Below are 17,470 nucleotides of genomic sequence, written 5' to 3' on the forward strand. Positions count from 1 at the left end.
TTCTAAACTAATACTCAAACGAACATTTGAATGAGGTGTAAAAATGGAGGAAATCGAAATTAGTAAAAAGAATGATACATGCCAAACTTTCTGTTATGACGAAGAAGTGATTGGAAGGGTTCAACCTAAGATGGTCGGCATTCGTGGGGTGGAGTTAATCTTCAAAGCACTTTCTGATGCGACCCGACTGAAAATTGCTTATGCTTTGACACTGGAAAAAGAATTATGTGTTTGTGACGTGGCCAATATTCTAGGGACAACCACAGCTACTGCTTCGCACCATCTGCGCTATTTGCGTAATATGGGATTGGCAGATTATGAAAAACGCGGGAAATTGGTTTTTTATTCACTAGCTGATGATCATGTGCACCAGTTAGTCCGCATTGCTTGCGAGCATGCAGAGGAGGACCGATACAAATGAGCGAAACTCAGGACCAACACATTTACAAGCTCCAAAATCTATCCTGCACCAGCTGTGCCGCTAAGTTCGAAAAAAACATCCGAGAAATTCCTACAGTTGAAGACGTGAAACTAAACTTTGGAGCTTCAAAAATCACCATCGCTGGACAAGCCTCAATTGAACAATTAGAGCAAGCCGGTTCTTTCGATGGCATCCTGGTATATCCTGAACACCAACGATTGCCTGAAACCAAAGAGCCGTTTTGGAAGCAACGAGCGAATCAAACCACCATGGTTTCTCTCTTCTTTTTGATTCTCGGCTATATATCATCACTTCAAATTGGCGAAGAAGAAGTTATTACTATCGGCCTTTTTGGTCTAGCGATTTTGACAGGCGGTCTCAGTCTTTTCAAGGAAGGGCTTAAAAATCTTATTAAGTTCCAATTCGATATGACAACGTTAATGACCATCGCGGTCATTGGAGCTGCAGTTATTGGCGAATGGGGAGAAGGTGCTGTCGTAGTCTTTTTGTTTGCAATCAGTGAAGCATTGGAAACCTACTCCATGGACAAAGCAAGAAACTCCATTCGTTCACTAATGGACATCGCACCTAATACAGCTACAATCAAACGTGGAACACAAGAGTTCGAAGTAGATGTAGAGGACATTCAGGTCGGTGACATCATGATCATTAAACCAGGACAAAAATTGGCAATGGACGGCGTTGTCGCAAAAGGGAATTCGTCAATTAATCAGGCAGCAATTACAGGCGAATCTTTGCCTGTCCATAAAAGTGCTGGAGATGAAGTATTTGCAGGCACACTCAATGAAGAGGGTGCATTGGAAGTCCGGATCACCAAGAGAACTGAAGACACTACGATTGCAAAGATTATTCACTTAGTTGAGGAAGCCCAGGCAGAGCGTGCCCCTTCCCAGCAGTTCGTAGACAAGTTCGCAAAGTATTACACACCAGCTATATTAATTATCTCCCTTTTAGTCGCTGTCCTCCCCCCCTTACTTATAAATGGGGAATGGAACGAATGGATTTATCGCGGCTTAGCAGTTCTAGTTGTGGGGTGCCCTTGTGCTCTCGTCATTTCTACGCCTGTCGCTATTGTCACAGCAATCGGCAATGCTGCTAGAAATGGCGTATTGATTAAAGGGGGGATCCACTTAGAAGAAACTGGCCGTCTCAAAGTCATTGCTTTTGATAAAACGGGGACACTAACGCATGGAACTCCCGAAGTAACGAATATTGTTTCCCTGTCAACCATGACTGAAAAAGAAGTCCTTAAAACAGCTGCATCCATTGAAAACCTCTCTCAACATCCGCTGGCGGCTGCTGTTTTGCGAAAAGCGCAGAGCTCCAATATTATTTTAGCTGAAGTAGAGAACTTCCAGTCCATGACCGGCAAAGGCGCAAAAGCCGAAGTCGACGGCCAACTGTATTACATTGGCAGTCCTCATCTGTTTACAGCTGAATTAGAACGGTCACCTGAAATTTCAGCGGGTATTGAAGCGCTTCAAGCTGACGGCAAGACCGTAATGCTGTTAGGGTCCCACACTGGGATCAAAGGATATATAGCAGTAGAAGACCAGGTCAGATCCGCTAGCTCTACTATCATTCAAAAACTATACGATTTGGGCATTCAGAAAACGATTATGCTCACAGGTGATAATAAACTGGCAGCTACTTCAATCGGCAATAAACTTCATTTGACTGAAGTTAGATCAGATTTAATGCCCGAAGATAAATTAGATGCCATTAAATCTTTACGAAAACAGTTTGGCAAGGTTGCAATGATTGGCGATGGAGTAAACGATGCGCCGGCACTAGCAACTTCTACTGTCGGAATTGCCATGGGCGGGGCCGGGACTGACACAGCGTTAGAAACGGCAGATATCGCACTTATGGCAGATGATTTAGATAAACTCCCTTATACTATTGGGTTAAGCAGAAAAACTTTGAAAATCATCTTTCAAAACGTAGCTTTTGCTTTAGGGCTTAAATTGCTAGCCTTGCTGTTAATCATTCCTGGATGGTTAACACTATGGATGGCCATATTTGCTGATATGGGTGCCACATTGATTGTCGTATTGAATTCTCTGCGCCTCATGAAAACCAAATATTGAGCCAACCCCGCATAACCCGGATCGTTTTATCCTGGAATCCTAACTAATAAAAAGAGCCAGCCGTTCATTTATTGAACGGCTGGCTCTTTTGGATAGAAACATGGTGAAAAGATTTGCTTATCAAGAACCGATGTAGTTTCTTGGATCTACTGCATTTGAACTTGAACCATTCCAGATACCAATGTGAATTTCAAAATGAAGATGTGACCCTGTAGAACGGCCAGTACTTCCCATTCCGCCGATTCGTTGTCCCTGAGTCACTTTTTGTCCTTCAGATACGTTAAGCGCGCTCATATGGCCATATACAGTAGTGAACGTTTGTCCGTTGACGGAATGGGTGATAACTACCGCATTTCCTAATCCCCCCATAACACCTGCATGAGAAACATATCCATCTGCAGCAGCTGTTATTGCTGTACCGACACCATTTGCAATATCCATGCCTGAAGTAAACTCAGGTCCATCACCAATATCACGCCATCCAAAGTTAGATGTCACTCGTCCAGTAGTCGGCCGAATGAAGGGAGATCCTGACGATACAGCTGGGGTAGCCTGAGCTTCTGGCTCGCTTGCTAATACAGCCGATTCTGTAGATTTTGACGAACTTTCAACAGACTCCGCAGATTTTTCGGCTTTTTGTTCTTGCGCTTTTTGTGCTTGTACTTTTTGTGCTTGTGTTTTTTTCTTTGCTGCCTGCTCTGCTGCTGCTTTACGTTCCTGAGCTAACTTACGTTTTCGTTCTTCTTCAGCTTTTCTAGCTACTTCGGCTAGACGTTCTTGCTCTTTGGTAATTTGATTTTCTAAATCTGCTGATACATCAAGTGCTTCAGAACGTTGTTGCTCTAAATCGGATTTTTCTGCTGCCAATCGCTGCTGTTCTGCCTTCAAATCTTTTGCGAGACCATCTTGTTCAGCTTTTTGTCCATTGAGCTCATTTCTAAGTTTTTCAAGCTCTGCTCTACGCTCTTCTTGTTTAGCAAGCTTGGTTTCCACCTGGGCCTTTTGATTTGCCAATAATTCTTTATCTTCTTCTTGGGTACGCATGATTTCACGGTCGGCTTCAATTAACGTATTAACAGCCGAAAATCGATCAATAAAATCAACAAAATCCTCAGCCCCAAGCAAAACATCTATATAATCAACGGATCCGCCACTCATTTGGATAGCTCGTGCCCGTTCTTTCAGTAATTCTGTTCGCTCATCAATTTTTTTCTTTAACTTAGCGATTGAATCTTGTAAATCCTTTATTTCCGCTGTCGTTTGTTCAATTTCGCCTTCGACAACTGCAACTTTTGATGTCGTTTCTTGAATTTGTTTATCCAAGCTTTGAATTTCTTCCATGATTTTTTCCAGAGCTGATTGATTCTTGGAAATTTCGTTTGCTTTATTATTAATTCCTTTGTTTAAATCATTCTGTTTTTGCTCTATTTCCTGTTTCTCTTGTTCGAGTTCACTCAATTTATCCGCATTTACTGTAGGCATTAAAATGGAGAATGCCAAAATAGAAGATAAACCGGTTAATAACCACTGCTTTCTCATTGTTACTTCCCCTCTCGTACTTTAACTCTTATTTCTTTATGTATAGGTCAGTACTACATCATTTAAAATTCGCGCTAAAATATATCGTTTTATAATCAGTTGTCTTCCAGGACTCACCAGTCATTTCAAAACACTTTATTATCCTAGAAACCCGATTTTAAAATCCAACTGTACCAGTGTATCATGGTGCTCTTTTACATTTGTTACAGGAACCTTGCAATTTCGTTTTTAATTCAAGGTATTTCCCAGTGCAGAATCTCAGCTTTTTTATTCATTTTTTTCTGTAAGTACCAATCGATGCTCCTAATTAGGAGATAACGGAATCAAATAAAGATGCTTGGATATATAACATACCCAAGCATCTTGAACGATTCTAAAGCCACTATGACCGTATTGAATTTTTAAGGAGGAATTATTTTTTAGCAGTGGCAGCCTTCTTTTTCTTTCTTCCTCGACGCCAAGCTAAAAACAAGAACGTTAAGAAGGAGATATATAAGACTACTAACGCCGCGATATAGGCTTTATTGAAGCCTTTTTGTTCGATGATATTGAAAGCTTCTCCTAATTCTCTATCTAAAGTGATCCGGTAATTTCCCTCTTCATCCTGACGCGCAATATTGTTTTCGAATAATCCACGCAATTCCTTATCGTCGCCAACTACACTGGCTGGCAAAGTCAAACTTTGTGTAGAGGAAGAATTGTTAATGGCGATAATCCAGGCTTCTTCTTCGTTTGACCGCTTATATACAAACCAGCCGTCTTCCTCGTGTAATACTTCCATACTACCCGTCCGCAAGGCTGCCGATTGATTACGCAGAGAAGTCAAGTTGGCTATATGGTCGATTAATTCCTCGTCTACTCCTAAATCCAAGATCGGATGGGTATCAGGAGTCGTTCGCCCGTTAACAGCAATTTCAGAACCATATTGTATGACAGGAATCCCTGGCATAGTTAATAATTGAAAGGTAAGCAACTTCCATCGTGTTGGCGGGAAGCCGCCTTCTTGGACGGTGTCCGCAGTGAACCGGGAAGTGAGGAGAGAATCAACTTGAATCAGCTTGCCCTCTGCTTCTTCCCAAGAACCGGAAAGCTCTGTTTCATTAGGGTTAAAACTCTTATAGCTATCTCTTAAAGCAGTCTCAATTCCTGGCATGACCACAGCATCAAGGCCGTCTTGAGGCGGTGTTACATCATCGCTTATTACATAGAGATCCCGAATGCTTTTTAGGCTTTCAGAAAATCGAGTTATAAAGGCTGGATCCAAGCTATCTGCCTTTTTTATTCGAATACCGTCAATCGCATATTTTTCGATGAAGCCTTCAAATTGTTCAATTAATTGATCTTGTACTTGACGATTAGCGGTCTCCAGAGCGACGGTTCCATTTTTATTTTCAACAAACCATTCAGGATGACTTTCCCGCCACACATGTTGTTCACTCAATTCCTGAGTCGGCAGATCAATCATTACCTTTAAATCCAGTTCGTGGGCTTTGTTTATAACTTCTTTCCATTCCTCCTGAGTACCAAAACGTGACTCTAACTCATCGTAATCCACCACGGCTGTCCCATCATAGGAAGTCGCAGAGAAGATAGGCCCAACGGAAATCATGGTAAACCCCATATCTTTGATGTACTGCATTTCGCTGCTTAGTCCTGCAAAATCTCCCCCGCTAAATGAATTAGGGTCTAGGGAATTCACATTGATATCATTTTGAATTCCCTTATTAAAGAATCGATCCACCAATAGGTCATAAATAATTTCATCTTGCAACTCATTATTCTCTGAAGCTTCTATCGGCCTTGCTAAATTGAATAGTAAAAATCCCACCAACAGGATTGAAACCCATCTCTTTTTCACACAATTTTCCTCCTCAAAAATACCAAACTCGTTTTCAGATTCGGTTCAGTGTAACAAATATCAATTTTCTCTTCTATATAAAATCAAATACTTCATAAACTCTGCTTAAAGTTTTATCGATCCTGTGAATATTTAAGCTTACTTGGATGAAGCTTCAGTAGGTTAAGCTATTAGTACACTTTATTCTGTAATTAAGGAGGCAATAGGTATTGATTTTCTCGAAACATGTATTACAGTTAAACAGGATATTAACAATGGTCCAAAAATAAAATATCGCTCTTTCAATAATTCTAAGGAGGAATATCATGCTCTCTTCAAATAAAAAGCCACAAGATAAATCGACGACTTTTGGATTTCTATTTTACTTTATAGCCTTGCTCGGCTGGTCTATTTATGACTTTTTTGTCACGGGTACCACTGGATGGCAAGTACCGATTCTATTCCTTGGGTTTGCCATCTATTTATGGTCAAAAGTGTTTTATCAGCAACGAAAAATAAGAGAGACAGTAAAAGAGTCCGAGTTGAAACTCAAGTGAATGATAAGGGAACAATAAAAAAGAGCGACGGGCTTTCCGTCGCTCTTTTTTATCAAAATATTTTTGAACACTCTATTCCAAGCACTTTCAAATGAAGTATCTGCAAAAGCTAACGGGAGTCTTCTAAATCCTTCAAATCCCCATGAATAGACTCTATATGAGGATGGTCTTGTGATTCCAATTGAATTGTTATATGGGTAATTTGTTGTTTTATCATTGCAGCCTCAATTTCTCTTAATATGAGTTGGCTTTCTTCGAAAGAAAGGCCATTCTCTATCACCACATGGCCCGATAATGCGTTTTTTCCGCTAGTGATGCTCCAGACATGCAAATCGTGTATATTATTTACTCCTGGGATTTTTTCAATTGTATCTGTTATGCGATCGATACTTACATCTGTCGGAGTCCCTTCCATCAATACATGAATAGCTTCCTTTGTGACACGCCAACCACTTATTAAAACAAGTATGGCCACAACGACACTAGCTAAAGGATCGGCCCATGCCCAGCCGAAAAAGATTATTAGCAATGCGGCTGTTATAGCTCCTACAGAACCCAACAAATCACTCAGTACATGTAGGAAGGCGGCTCGGAGATTCAAATTGTCCTTAGTATCTCCACCTCTGGTCAAAATCCAGGCAACCAATATATTTACTAATAGACCGATAATGGCAATAATCAACATGCCTGTTGTAGCGACTTCTGGCGGATCAGAAAACCGATGGTAGGCCTCGTAAAAAATGTAAAGTGAGATTAACACCAATGTTACTCCATTGAAGACGGCAGCCAAGATTTCAAACCTCTTGTAACCATAAGTCTTAGCTTGATCCGCTGCCTTTTCCCCAATTGTAAAAGCTAAAAAACCAATTCCTAAGGAAATCGAATCGCTCAACATATGTCCAGCATCCGCGATCAATGCCAGGCTATTTGTCAGAAAGCCGCCAATCGCTTCTACAACCATATAAACCGTAATAATCAAAAAAGAAATTAATAAGGTTTTTTTATTGCGTCCATGTGCGTGGTCATGGTCACTTCCCATTTACGACACCTCCCTTATTGGACATCTTTACAAAAGTAATATTGATCAACTGGTTATTCCCATGACGGGACCTTGGCAATCACTGAGTCTTCCAGTCCATTTCAATTGTAGAGTGAATGATTTGAAGATCCGAAATTGTACTCCGGACCTTTTCCTTAATTGCAGTTGAATCTGCCAAGTTTTCGCCTGTGACCGACAGGCACACATTCATCGCATGCTCCTCCCCATCAATTGACCATATATGCAGATCCTTTACTGAAAGCACCCCAGGAATTTTCTCAATTCTTGAATGGACTTCATCCAAATCGATCTCCTGAGGCACACCTTCGAGCAATATTTTCATGGTTTTCGATAAATTCCGAAAGACATTGAACAGTATAAATAAAGCAATGGCAATCGATAAAATGGGATCAAGTATATGGATGTCTTTGAACAACAAAACGATACCTACTATTAGTACGGCAACCCAACCTAGGACGTCTTCTAACAGATGCCAAGTAAGCACGCCTTCATTTACTGACTTGCCTTTATGTAGCCTGTATGCCGCAAATCCATTTAACAACACACCGGCAATTGCAAACCAAACCATTCCTTGGGCATTGGAGTGCTCGGGGTTGAATAGAAGAGGTATGGCTTGAAAGAAAATATAAATAGAACCCGCAATTAAAATGAGTGCATTAATCAAAGCTCCCAGCAGCGAAAAACGCTTGTAACCGAAACTGAACTTTTGGTCGCCTTTCTTCTTCGAGAATTTTTGCAGAAACCAAGAAAGCCCCAATGCTGTTGCATCCCCCAAGTCATGTACAGCGTCAGACATAATAGCCACGCTATTAATTAAGAAACCCCCAATAAATTCGCCTATAGAAAAAAGCAAGTTGATGAAAAAAGCCAATTTGATATTTTTCTCATCCTTATGAGCTGTTGCCATCTGTTCTCCTCCTTTCTCATTACAGTTAAATAAAAAATGACGTACAAATTTTGATTTTACCCAAGGCTTAACTCACTCCATGTCACTGAGTAGTTTATATATTCCCCAAAGCTCATGAAATACACCTTGGTAAATGATAGGCGCAATTTCCATAATTGCTTATGAAGAAGAGTTTCGGCAAGCAGGAAATTAAGGAAGAGATAAAGAATGTGACAGAGAAAAAGGAATGTCAAACTCCTTTTCATCTGTTCTATCCTTGCCTATACCAAATATGGACATTCTAACTGGGAGGTAGAGAGAGTGAACAATGCTTGGAATAAAATAATGTATAGGATTTGGTCGCCTATCTATGATCAGATCTTCAATACTGGGCCTTTCTTAGAAGCCAGGAAGAAAGTTTTCCAAGATGTGAAGTTTGAAAAGCACTCAAATCTATTATTTGTAGGAGTGGGGACAGGAGCCGACTTGGAGTTATTCAATCCTCAACACTTTACTATTACCGCGATTGACTTATCTCCCGACATGTTAGAAAAGGCGCGCAAAAAATATCCTGATTCTGCTATTAGTTTTTTAGAAATGGATGCTCAAAAACTGGATTTTGATGACGATCAGTTTGATTTTGTCATTGCCAGCCTGATACTTTCTGTTGTACCTGATCCGAATATTTGTTTGCGAGAAATGACACGCGTACTTAAAAATGGTGGGGAACTCATTATTTTCGATAAGTTTTCTTCAACTGAAACAAGCTCTTCAATTCAACGAAGACTAGCTAGGCCTTTCGTCAAACTACTTGGGACCGATATTGCCTTGAGTTTCGAAGCTTTGTTCGAAGAAAACAAATATTATCTAAAGCTCATAGACAAAAGTCCTGTTATGTTTAACGGTTTTTATACTAAAATCCGCTACAGAAAAGAATAAATACTTTAATTGATCCCTTTTGTCTTTGTCTTATTCAAAACCTTTTCGAAAATTTAGTTGGGTTTCTACTTAAACTAAGAAAGGACAGTGTCGATGCGATTCCCTCTCTTTTTAGTAATTCTATGGGCATCAGTGATTTTAGCGGTTATGTCCACAAGCGATGCATATGCTTTTTTAGTTGATCAAGTCGTAGAGTATCAGATAAACTTACAGCCTAATTTTCTTGAATTACTGAAATTTAGTGACGTTGCTTTCAATGATGCTTTTTACTTAGCACAAAAAACTGGCCATTTGTTATCCTTTGGGATTCTATATATTTTAACGTTCATTTGGCTAAAGCAAACTTTCTATTCCTGGTTTTTATGCACATCATTTGCCTTTTTCTCAGAAGTTTTTCAGTTGTTTTTCGATAGAAACGGCAGGCTCTTTGATGTGGGCATCGATTTAATCGGTATTTTTCTAGCCCATCAACTGATTATCAGAGTTCTCAACTTTAAAAATGAATTCAGCAAAAACGGATAGGAGACGATGCTTTTCTAGCTAACCTCAATAATCCGTACTGAGAAGAATAAAACGAGCCCCTTTACTCACGTTCTCCATAGCCCAATAACACCTTTTCTACGGTATATAACCTGATGGCATTCAAGAATTTTTAATATCTTAGTAAGTCGATAAGTCGATAAATTTAAATCCTTCTCTACCTCTTTAGTATTTTTCACTAGCACTCCGTAGGAAGTAGAATTCCTCAAAAAATACGTTATAAATCTAAGTCCATTACTCAGTGTTTCTTTCTTCTCTTCTGCTAAGCATTTCTTGACTTCTTTTATGACCCTAGTTTCTAAATTCGAAAAAGAAAACTCATTTTTACTTTTCACTAATAAATCTCCTTACTTTTTATATTTCGAAACTAAACCAATAGATTAAGCCATTACATTAATAGGATATGCTAACATCCACAAACTTATTTACATTTAGTGCAGTTAATTTATTAATCCCCTCCGCATGAAAATTTAAATGACGAATAGCGAGGATTGGGTCAAGGAAACGAAAATAATACATGCTATACTTGTCTGACTCCTGTCTTCGTTAACTTCTATATTTCCAGTCAGCTGTTCCATGGCATAGGTAATTACTTATTAGACAGTATAAATAGTTTTAGGACTTCAAGTTAATTATGTAAACACCCGATATACAAGCTTCAACTGTTAGTTGGCCATAAGCAACATACGTAATTTGGGAGCTCAGTAATAAGCAAATCATATACAATAATATATCTATTGAAAAGGAAAGAATACACGATTCTTCTTACAAATGGATTATAGAGAATACATTCAACATTATTCCAAGCCAAAGAGTTTTTCAGTAACCCATTCATAAAGTTACACTAACTCTGAATGACTATATCACCAAATAACTCGCTGCTTTATAAATCAAGTTACCATACAGGTTTTCAAAAGAAGCTGATATGTAAAGCTCATGAAGAAGTGAGCTTTACTCAGCTTTTTTTATTGCATTTAATTAACTGAACCCACCTTTTTTTGCTCGAAACAAAACATAGCATCAAGTTTTTCGAAATACATTTTTCATAGGAGGAAAATTGACATGATGGAGTTGTTTAAAGGTCTAGATCCAGTTGTTCAAGCATTTATTGGTACATTATTCACATGGGGCATGACGGCACTGGGCGCAGCGTTAGTATTTACTACAAAAGGCGTCAATCAACGTTTCCTGGATAGCATGCTCGGGTTTGCTGGAGGGGTAATGATTGCGGCAAGTTATTGGTCGCTTCTTGCTCCTGCCATTGATATGGGAGAAGGTGGCTCTTTACCAGCTTGGATGCCTGCGGCCATCGGCTTTTTACTGGGCGGCATATTTTTATGGTCAGTAGATAAAATCCTCCCTCACCTTCATCCAAATGCATCCTTAGAAAAGTCTGAGGGATTCCACTCAGCTAAAAGAAAGAAGAGCTCTTTGCTTGTTTTCGCCATTACACTACACAACATTCCCGAAGGGCTAGCAATCGGCGTGGCATTCGGAGCTGTGGCTGCTGGATTTCCATCGGCCTCTCTAGCAGGTGCAATTGCTTTGGCAATCGGCATCGGTATCCAGAACTTCCCGGAAGGCCTAGCTGTCTCCATGCCTCTTCGACGCGATGGATTTTCGCGGCGAAAAAGCTTTCTTTACGGTCAATTCTCTGGGATGGTTGAACCGGTCGCCGCCATCATCGGTGCGCTGGCAGTGGTATTTATAGAACCCTTACTGCCTTATGCATTGAGCTTTGCAGCAGGTGCAATGATTTTTGTAGTCGTCGAAGAAGTAATTCCAAGTTCCCAAGAAAAAGGGAATTCAGACTTGGCTTCGATGAGTTTAATGGTTGGGTTTACAATCATGATGATTCTTGATGTCGCCCTCGGCTAATTTCAAGTAAGCTCCGAACCTAGGCCTGTGAAACGGATATTATATTTAGCTTTCTCCTATACTTGCTCTCCTTAGAGAAAGCAACAACTGGGAAACGAGTGCTAGAATGGGCAATTCGATCAACGGGCCGATAACCAAGGCCAAGGCGATTAGAGGCTGGTCCGGAAAGGCGACAACTGCAATGGCCAGTGAGACAGGCGAATTACGTGCGATAGTCGTCAGGCTTAAGCTCACCGTATCTTCATAGGAAAACTTCAGGGCTTTCCCTGCTGTTTGCACCAAAATAAAATTAATAATAAAGAACAATAAAACAGGCAGCAACAAGATGGAAATGATTTCAAGATTATCAAGTAGGTACTTCCCTTGAGAAGCAAACATCGCCATAATCGCCAAAGATAAAAAGAAAATCTGTGCTGTAGCGAAAAAAGAGACGAGTTTCTCATTCAAGAAGGCTTTTCTCTTCCGCAAGGCATAACGCGTCAAATGTGCTAGCACAAACGGAATAACCAGTACCAGGACAATGCTTTTGCCGATCGTCGACAATGGAATCGGCTCAATCGTGCCAGCGAAAATGAATAGGTAAACCGGCAACAGCACGACCTGCAGAATCAAATTAATCGGCAAAATGGACGTGGACAAGGGCACATTCCCTTTGGCAATGGAAGTGAACATGAGGTACCAGTCTGTACAAGGCGTTACCATCAGCATGATAAATCCAATCCACAGGGCTGGATGATCTGCAAGGAAGATCGCCCCAAGTCCCCAGGCCACTAAAGGTGTCCAGACAAAATTGATAAGCATACTGACAGTGAAAAACTTGCGATTTTTAAAAGTATCCTTCAGGTGCTGCAATGGAATGGTTAAAAATAATCCATAGAGCATCAGCAATAAAAATGGCACGATGAAGGATTCGGCGTATTGCTCAAAAAAGTGGACCTGGCCAAATAAAAGGCCGAGCCCAACTGCGCTTAGAATAATGACGGTTTGAAATTTCTCTAATACGTTCATAATGACACTCCTTAGATGATAAAGAGAAAGCATATTCGAGCGCCTCCTCTCTATCAGGATACCGGAAGTGGCATCCGATTGCCTTGTGAATCTTGACTTTGAATCCGAGCGGAAGAAAAAATCCTGAAAAGCTATTATTGGCAATTAATTTCTAGCAATAACTAAGATTATGACGGAGAATTCTATTACGCCCTCTCTAAAACCAGAACTATATGCCGACCTCTTGTAATTCCTGTACCCCAAACCCTAAAAACCCATTCTCCTGAAGGACAAGAAAATGGGCTCTCACTATTTGTTGTATCAAATCATTAAGTTAGTACCTCTTGTGGAACAAAGTATAACTAACGTTCTCAACACCTTGTTTGAAGACCTTGCAAGAGTTATTTCATCCTTTCTACAAAGTCTTCGATGTTGTATTGATTAATCTCATAAAGACTACTTAGAGGTTCAACAATTCTTCATTAAATCGAATCAACTTGGGAGATACTGCATTATATAAATCTCACGCTGTATTTCGTTCCACTAATTGTTAAGAAAAAGGAACCTGCTATTTTAAAACCTCCGTCTAGCCCATTCAATGCGTCCCCTATTTTGAGGTGTCGTATCCCTCTAGTTCTCGCAAGCGCTCCCGGTATTCTTCCGTGCTGATTTCGCCACGTGCATAACGCTCTTTCAACAGATCCACTGCATTAGAAGAAGAACGGCTCCCACCTTCTGCAGACGGATTTTTCCGCATGAAATAAATCACGAGCCATACGGCCAGGATGATAATCAATAGCAGCACAAAAGCCCAAAAGAACATAATAGCCCAACTTCCATTATGCATTCCATAATTCCACATTGCTGTTGTACCTCCTTTATAACCTGTTTGACACGAGCCATTCCAATTCATTTTATTTATTACTAGTATACCATCAATGTTTATAACATTAAGAATAATTAGATAAAAATTAGTAGATTTTTCAATTTGAAATACTTCGAGTTTTCTTTGAAATAGCTTTCCAATACCAGCATCTTATGTCGTGTCTTTAAAATTTCATTTTCATGACAAACAACATTATTCCGTTGTTATTGGAACTCTATATTAACGTCTACTTTAATAAACGTTCGCAAATGTACACTTTTACGAACACTTTGATTACAGTCCAAAACTACCGAAAAAACGTTCGTAATTGTGTAAATACACTTTACGAACGTTCTATTATTACTCGATACATTTTCGAACATAGCATAACAAATAAAGGCTCACTTAGTTTTATTATTCTTATCACGAAAATATTTTTTGGTGTTTTGTATAGCTTTGTAGTGTCGAAATTTATTTTTAGGAAAATTGATCATATTTCTAAAGAACTCCATGAGTCTATCCCGAAATGCTGCTATTACGGTTACTAGCACTAGAGTTTGTACTATTACATAAGAAAAACTAATAAAGTATTCATTCTTAATATTAAAGAACTCCATAGTTTGAGTTAAAGCAGGAATAGATAAAATAGAAGTTAAGAGAATAACCAGAATAGAGGATAAGACGCTAACTTCTGATATTATGATATTTCTTCTGAGTTCACTGATTTCTAAAACTTTACTTTTATTCTCTTCAAGAATATTTGTTACATTTTTATCTATACAACTTTTAAACAATGCATCTACTAATTCAAGCATTGAACTGTATTGATAAAATACTTGGTTATTTTCAAACCTAGATTCAGATATCCTATTAAGATTTATCTTGTATAATTTTCGAGAAGAAATTGTTTCACCGAAAAAATTATACATATATTTCCAATCGGTTATTTTTTTCAACATTAATTTCTCTATTGCAAAGAAGTAGTCTCCATGAAAACCCTCATAAAAATGTTCTATTACTACATTATCAGTATATAAAGGGAATTCTTTTTGGAAATTACTAAATCTTTCCTCTGAAACTACATATATAAGTCTATGTTGATTTCCATACGTGTTCGAAAAACCTTTTTTCTCGAATAGGTTTCCGTCGAAGAACTTATCTATGTGCAGTTGAGGTGGCATGGTTAATACCGGCGTATGAAGAAGCTTATATATATTTTCTTTATAGGCTGGCGTATCTCTTTTTCCTAAATCTCTTTCATGTGAAATCATTAAAGTGTGAAAAGTTTCTCTTTCTAATTGCTCGTTGCCAATAACTAATTGAATAATATCTACATATCTTTTAATCGCACTTGCTAAATCTTTGCACCTCCCCAATTTATTGTATTTCACTTTTTCCTTAGTAGTTTCGCTTTTATACTGATTTTTATTTTCTAAATTAAGCATAAATCTAGGCAAGAAAGCTGAATCTATATCTATATCCCATTGATTTACGTTAAACTTCTCTAAGTCCAAATCTATTAAGTTAGTAGAAAAATTTAAAATTGCATATCCGTGTTTATAAACTGTTATTCTTATATCTACAAATATAGAAATTTCATTAATAATAACTTTTAATGGATAGAGCATAAACGTGTTTTTGGTATCTAATAAAGGTTGATTCGAATGCGTTTCTTCTCGTTGGTTATTAGCTATAAACCTCAATAAATGTACAGTTTGACTCTCCTCTAGTAAATCGATTCTAGTAGCCCCTTCTTCCTCATGAGGCTTTTCAAAGTATCCCATAAAAAATTCTTCATTTGGAATATCAAAAAAATCGCCTTTTAAATCTGACGTTAAAGAATCTATATTTCTATCTTTATATTGTTTTCTATCAACTATGGCATTAGAAAAAAACTCTCTAAAATTCACTTCTTTTTCCATACTAATGTTTGAAATAATTAATTCATTCTTACTCAGCTTTTCTAAAGTCTTTATATACTTTTTAAAAGAATCACCTTTGGAACTATCAAAAGCTTCAAAGACTACAACGTTATTTAAAATTCCATGACTGATTGTAGAGTTCATTATTTTCTCCTTTTCTAACTTTTATGTACGATTCATTCTTTTTTTAAAGCACGATATAAAGTGGCAGCTGAAATCCCCGTAGCTTCCTGGATCTCCTTCACACTAATTCGTTTCGAATGGTAAAGAGCCAATGCTTGATTCAACTTCTGTTGATTTACTTTTGGTCTGCCTCCTTTTCTTCCTCTGGCTCTCGCCGCCTTTAATCCTGCCATTGTGCGTTCTCGAATAATATCCCGTTCAAATTCAGCTAAAACCGATAGCATTCCGAACATGGCTTTTCCCGCAGCCGTCCCCGTATCGATATTATCTTGGATACTGACAAACTCCACACCCTTTTCTCGAAGCAGTTCCGCAATCTCAATCAATCGCTTTGTAGATCTGGCTAATCGATCTAATTTATATACAACGAATTTATCTCCGGCCCGTGACATCTTGATTGCTTGTAACAATTCCGGACGATCGTCTTTTGCCCCTGATAGTTTCTCCTGGAAAATCTCTTCGCAGCCAAATTCTTTTAGTGCATCCAATTGTAAATTCAAAGATTGATCAATTGTGCTGACTCGTGCATATCCGATAATCATAAATTACCTCTTCTCACTTCAGTTATTAGATTAATTATATCAAATACCCACGTATAAGAAACATAGTTTTTGGTATGAGTTTTGATATAAAAAGAGTACAAAAAAGAAGAAGGTTTATACCTTCCCCTTGACTCTATCAAAAACCATCGTTTTTGAGAGGATGACTTTATATTTTACTTTGAACTAACTTATTTAAAAACATGTCTTTACTGTTAAAATATTCCTTCTCTAAACCACGTATTATCGTTTAAACAATTAAGTTACAATGAATGCAACGAAGTTATTAAATTATTCAATGTTCTGAAAATGAAAGAAGGGAATGAGATTGAATGGAGCACTTATATCATTATACTAACCTAGAAACTTTAAAACTTATTTTTCAGAACCACACATTCAGAATGACTAGCTTGAATTACATGGACGATTTAGAGGAAGGTGAAACAGAAGATCTTCAAAAACTAGGACGCTACATTTACATTAGCAGCTGGACAAAAAAATACGAAGAATCATTAACATTATGGAATTATGCAGAAAATAATGGAAAAACAGATGGAATTAGAATAGGAATGAAGAAAAACATTTTCAAAACTGAAACAATTAATAGAAATGTTATGTTGCACGGTCAATACACTGAAATTCGAGATTTGGAATTTAATATTGGCATATTAAATAAAATGTTGACCAGTAATGTTTCGTTTGTTCCTCCTCATGCCACATTAAACGAGGTTATTTATACCAATGACGAACGTTTACTAAAACCGTTTGTACATCAAAAGCATTCTAATGGTTTTGCATTATTAACTGGGCAACTTGGGATTTATAAGCGACATGAATGGCGTGAACAACAAGAGATTAGATACATGTTGAGGTCTTTGCCATTAACAGTAAAAGAAATGAATATTGATTTTCTTAATACACCAGAGGGTGAAAAGCGTCTTCTTGAAAAAATCAAAATGAGAGAAGATATTAGGTTTGTTGATTTACTTTTAAAAGATGATGTTTTTGAAGATATGGAAGTACTTTGCGGTCCAAGGATGTCTGAGAAAAAAAAAGAAGAACTTTATGAACTGCTACTTAAATACGCTCCCAATGCTGTTGTGGCAACCAGCAGATTAAGAATACGAAGTTAAATAAGAATAATAGTAAGGAAGGCAGGTGTGATTCAAATTGCCTCATAGTTCGATGCAATGGATTCAATTTTCC

At 38.2% G+C, this 17,470-nt stretch carries 16 protein-coding genes; 7 read left to right on the plus strand and 9 right to left on the minus strand.

The genetic code is table 11. The features are described from left to right. Window positions 1-43: 43 nt before the first annotated feature. On the plus strand, window positions 44-421 hold the full coding sequence (locus G3255_RS18625; RefSeq protein WP_068487673.1) for an ArsR/SmtB family transcription factor: 378 nt from the start codon (window positions 44-46) through the stop codon (window positions 419-421). Then, on the plus strand, window positions 418-2,532 hold the full coding sequence (locus tag G3255_RS18630) for a heavy metal translocating P-type ATPase (protein WP_182093511.1): 2,115 nt from the start codon (window positions 418-420) through the stop codon (window positions 2,530-2,532). The genes G3255_RS18625 and G3255_RS18630 overlap by 4 nt, the downstream gene beginning before the upstream one ends. Window positions 2,533-2,652: 120 nt before the next feature. Here the strand turns inward: G3255_RS18630 and G3255_RS18635 are convergent, their stop codons facing one another. Both G3255_RS18635 and G3255_RS18640 read right to left on the minus strand, forming a co-directional pair. Further along, on the minus strand, window positions 2,653-4,071 hold the full coding sequence (locus tag G3255_RS18635) for a M23 family metallopeptidase (RefSeq protein WP_211656106.1): 1,419 nt from the start codon (window positions 4,069-4,071) through the stop codon (window positions 2,653-2,655). Window positions 4,072-4,483: 412 nt separating this feature from the next. Then, window positions 4,484-5,929, minus strand: a complete 1,446-nt coding sequence (locus tag G3255_RS18640) for an alpha-amylase family glycosyl hydrolase (RefSeq protein ID WP_068870651.1) — start codon at window positions 5,927-5,929, stop codon at window positions 4,484-4,486. Window positions 5,930-6,234: 305 nt separating this feature from the next. Here G3255_RS18640 and G3255_RS18645 point away from each other — a divergent pair, with 305 nt between their 5' ends. Further along, complete coding sequence (locus G3255_RS18645; RefSeq protein WP_068870653.1) at window positions 6,235-6,465, plus strand: hypothetical protein; 231 nt, start codon at window positions 6,235-6,237, stop codon at window positions 6,463-6,465. A 109-nt stretch (window positions 6,466-6,574) separates the two neighbouring features. On the opposite strand, the gene G3255_RS18650 is transcribed toward G3255_RS18645, so the two are convergent. Both G3255_RS18650 and G3255_RS18655 read right to left on the minus strand, forming a co-directional pair. After that, window positions 6,575-7,504, minus strand: a complete 930-nt coding sequence (locus G3255_RS18650; protein WP_068870655.1) for a cation diffusion facilitator family transporter — start codon at window positions 7,502-7,504, stop codon at window positions 6,575-6,577. A 79-nt stretch (window positions 7,505-7,583) separates the two neighbouring features. Beyond that, window positions 7,584-8,432 carry a cation diffusion facilitator family transporter gene (locus G3255_RS18655; protein ID WP_211656107.1) on the minus strand — a complete coding sequence of 283 codons (849 nt, stop codon included), beginning with the start codon at window positions 8,430-8,432 and terminating at the stop codon, window positions 7,584-7,586. Between the two features lie 300 nt (window positions 8,433-8,732). On the opposite strand from G3255_RS18655, the gene G3255_RS18660 reads away from it, so the two are divergent. Both G3255_RS18660 and G3255_RS18665 read left to right on the plus strand, forming a co-directional pair. After that, entirely contained in the window at window positions 8,733-9,350 is a 618-nt protein-coding gene (locus G3255_RS18660; RefSeq protein ID WP_211656108.1) for a class I SAM-dependent methyltransferase, read from the plus strand. 93 nt (window positions 9,351-9,443) lie between these two features. After that, window positions 9,444-9,872 (plus strand): VanZ family protein, encoded by a 429-nt coding sequence (locus tag G3255_RS18665; protein WP_211656109.1) that lies wholly within the window; start codon window positions 9,444-9,446, stop codon window positions 9,870-9,872. Between the two features lie 65 nt (window positions 9,873-9,937). Here the strand turns inward: G3255_RS18665 and G3255_RS18670 are convergent, their stop codons facing one another. Then, window positions 9,938-10,225, minus strand: a complete 288-nt coding sequence (locus G3255_RS18670) for a hypothetical protein (protein WP_211656110.1) — start codon at window positions 10,223-10,225, stop codon at window positions 9,938-9,940. A 727-nt stretch (window positions 10,226-10,952) separates the two neighbouring features. Between G3255_RS18670 and G3255_RS18675 the strand changes: the two genes are divergently transcribed. Next, window positions 10,953-11,768, plus strand: coding sequence for a ZIP family metal transporter (locus tag G3255_RS18675; protein ID WP_068487683.1), 816 nt, complete (start codon window positions 10,953-10,955; stop codon window positions 11,766-11,768). 45 nt (window positions 11,769-11,813) lie between these two features. Here G3255_RS18675 and G3255_RS18680 read toward each other — a convergent pair whose 3' ends face one another. The 4 genes from G3255_RS18680 to G3255_RS18695 all read right to left on the minus strand — a co-directional run bounded on the left by G3255_RS18680 (window position 11,814) and on the right by G3255_RS18695 (window position 16,267). After that, window positions 11,814-12,776: an arsenic resistance protein gene (locus G3255_RS18680; protein ID WP_211656111.1), complete on the minus strand. Its 963-nt coding sequence runs from the start codon at window positions 12,774-12,776 to the stop codon at window positions 11,814-11,816. Between the two features lie 586 nt (window positions 12,777-13,362). Then, window positions 13,363-13,617, minus strand: coding sequence for an SHOCT domain-containing protein (locus tag G3255_RS18685; RefSeq protein ID WP_211656112.1), 255 nt, complete (start codon window positions 13,615-13,617; stop codon window positions 13,363-13,365). Window positions 13,618-14,021: 404 nt separating this feature from the next. Then, window positions 14,022-15,686 (minus strand): hypothetical protein, encoded by a 1,665-nt coding sequence (locus tag G3255_RS18690; protein WP_211656113.1) that lies wholly within the window; start codon window positions 15,684-15,686, stop codon window positions 14,022-14,024. 32 nt (window positions 15,687-15,718) lie between these two features. Then, complete coding sequence (locus G3255_RS18695) at window positions 15,719-16,267, minus strand: recombinase family protein (protein ID WP_211656114.1); 549 nt, start codon at window positions 16,265-16,267, stop codon at window positions 15,719-15,721. Window positions 16,268-16,683: 416 nt separating this feature from the next. Here G3255_RS18695 and G3255_RS18700 point away from each other — a divergent pair, with 416 nt between their 5' ends. After that, window positions 16,684-17,397 (plus strand): hypothetical protein, encoded by a 714-nt coding sequence (locus G3255_RS18700; protein WP_442757096.1) that lies wholly within the window; start codon window positions 16,684-16,686, stop codon window positions 17,395-17,397. Window positions 17,398-17,470 lie beyond the last annotated feature (73 nt).

The organism is Planococcus sp. MSAK28401 (assembly GCF_018283455.1).
GTDB classification, from domain to species: domain Bacteria; phylum Bacillota; class Bacilli; order Bacillales_A; family Planococcaceae; genus Planococcus; species Planococcus alpniumensis.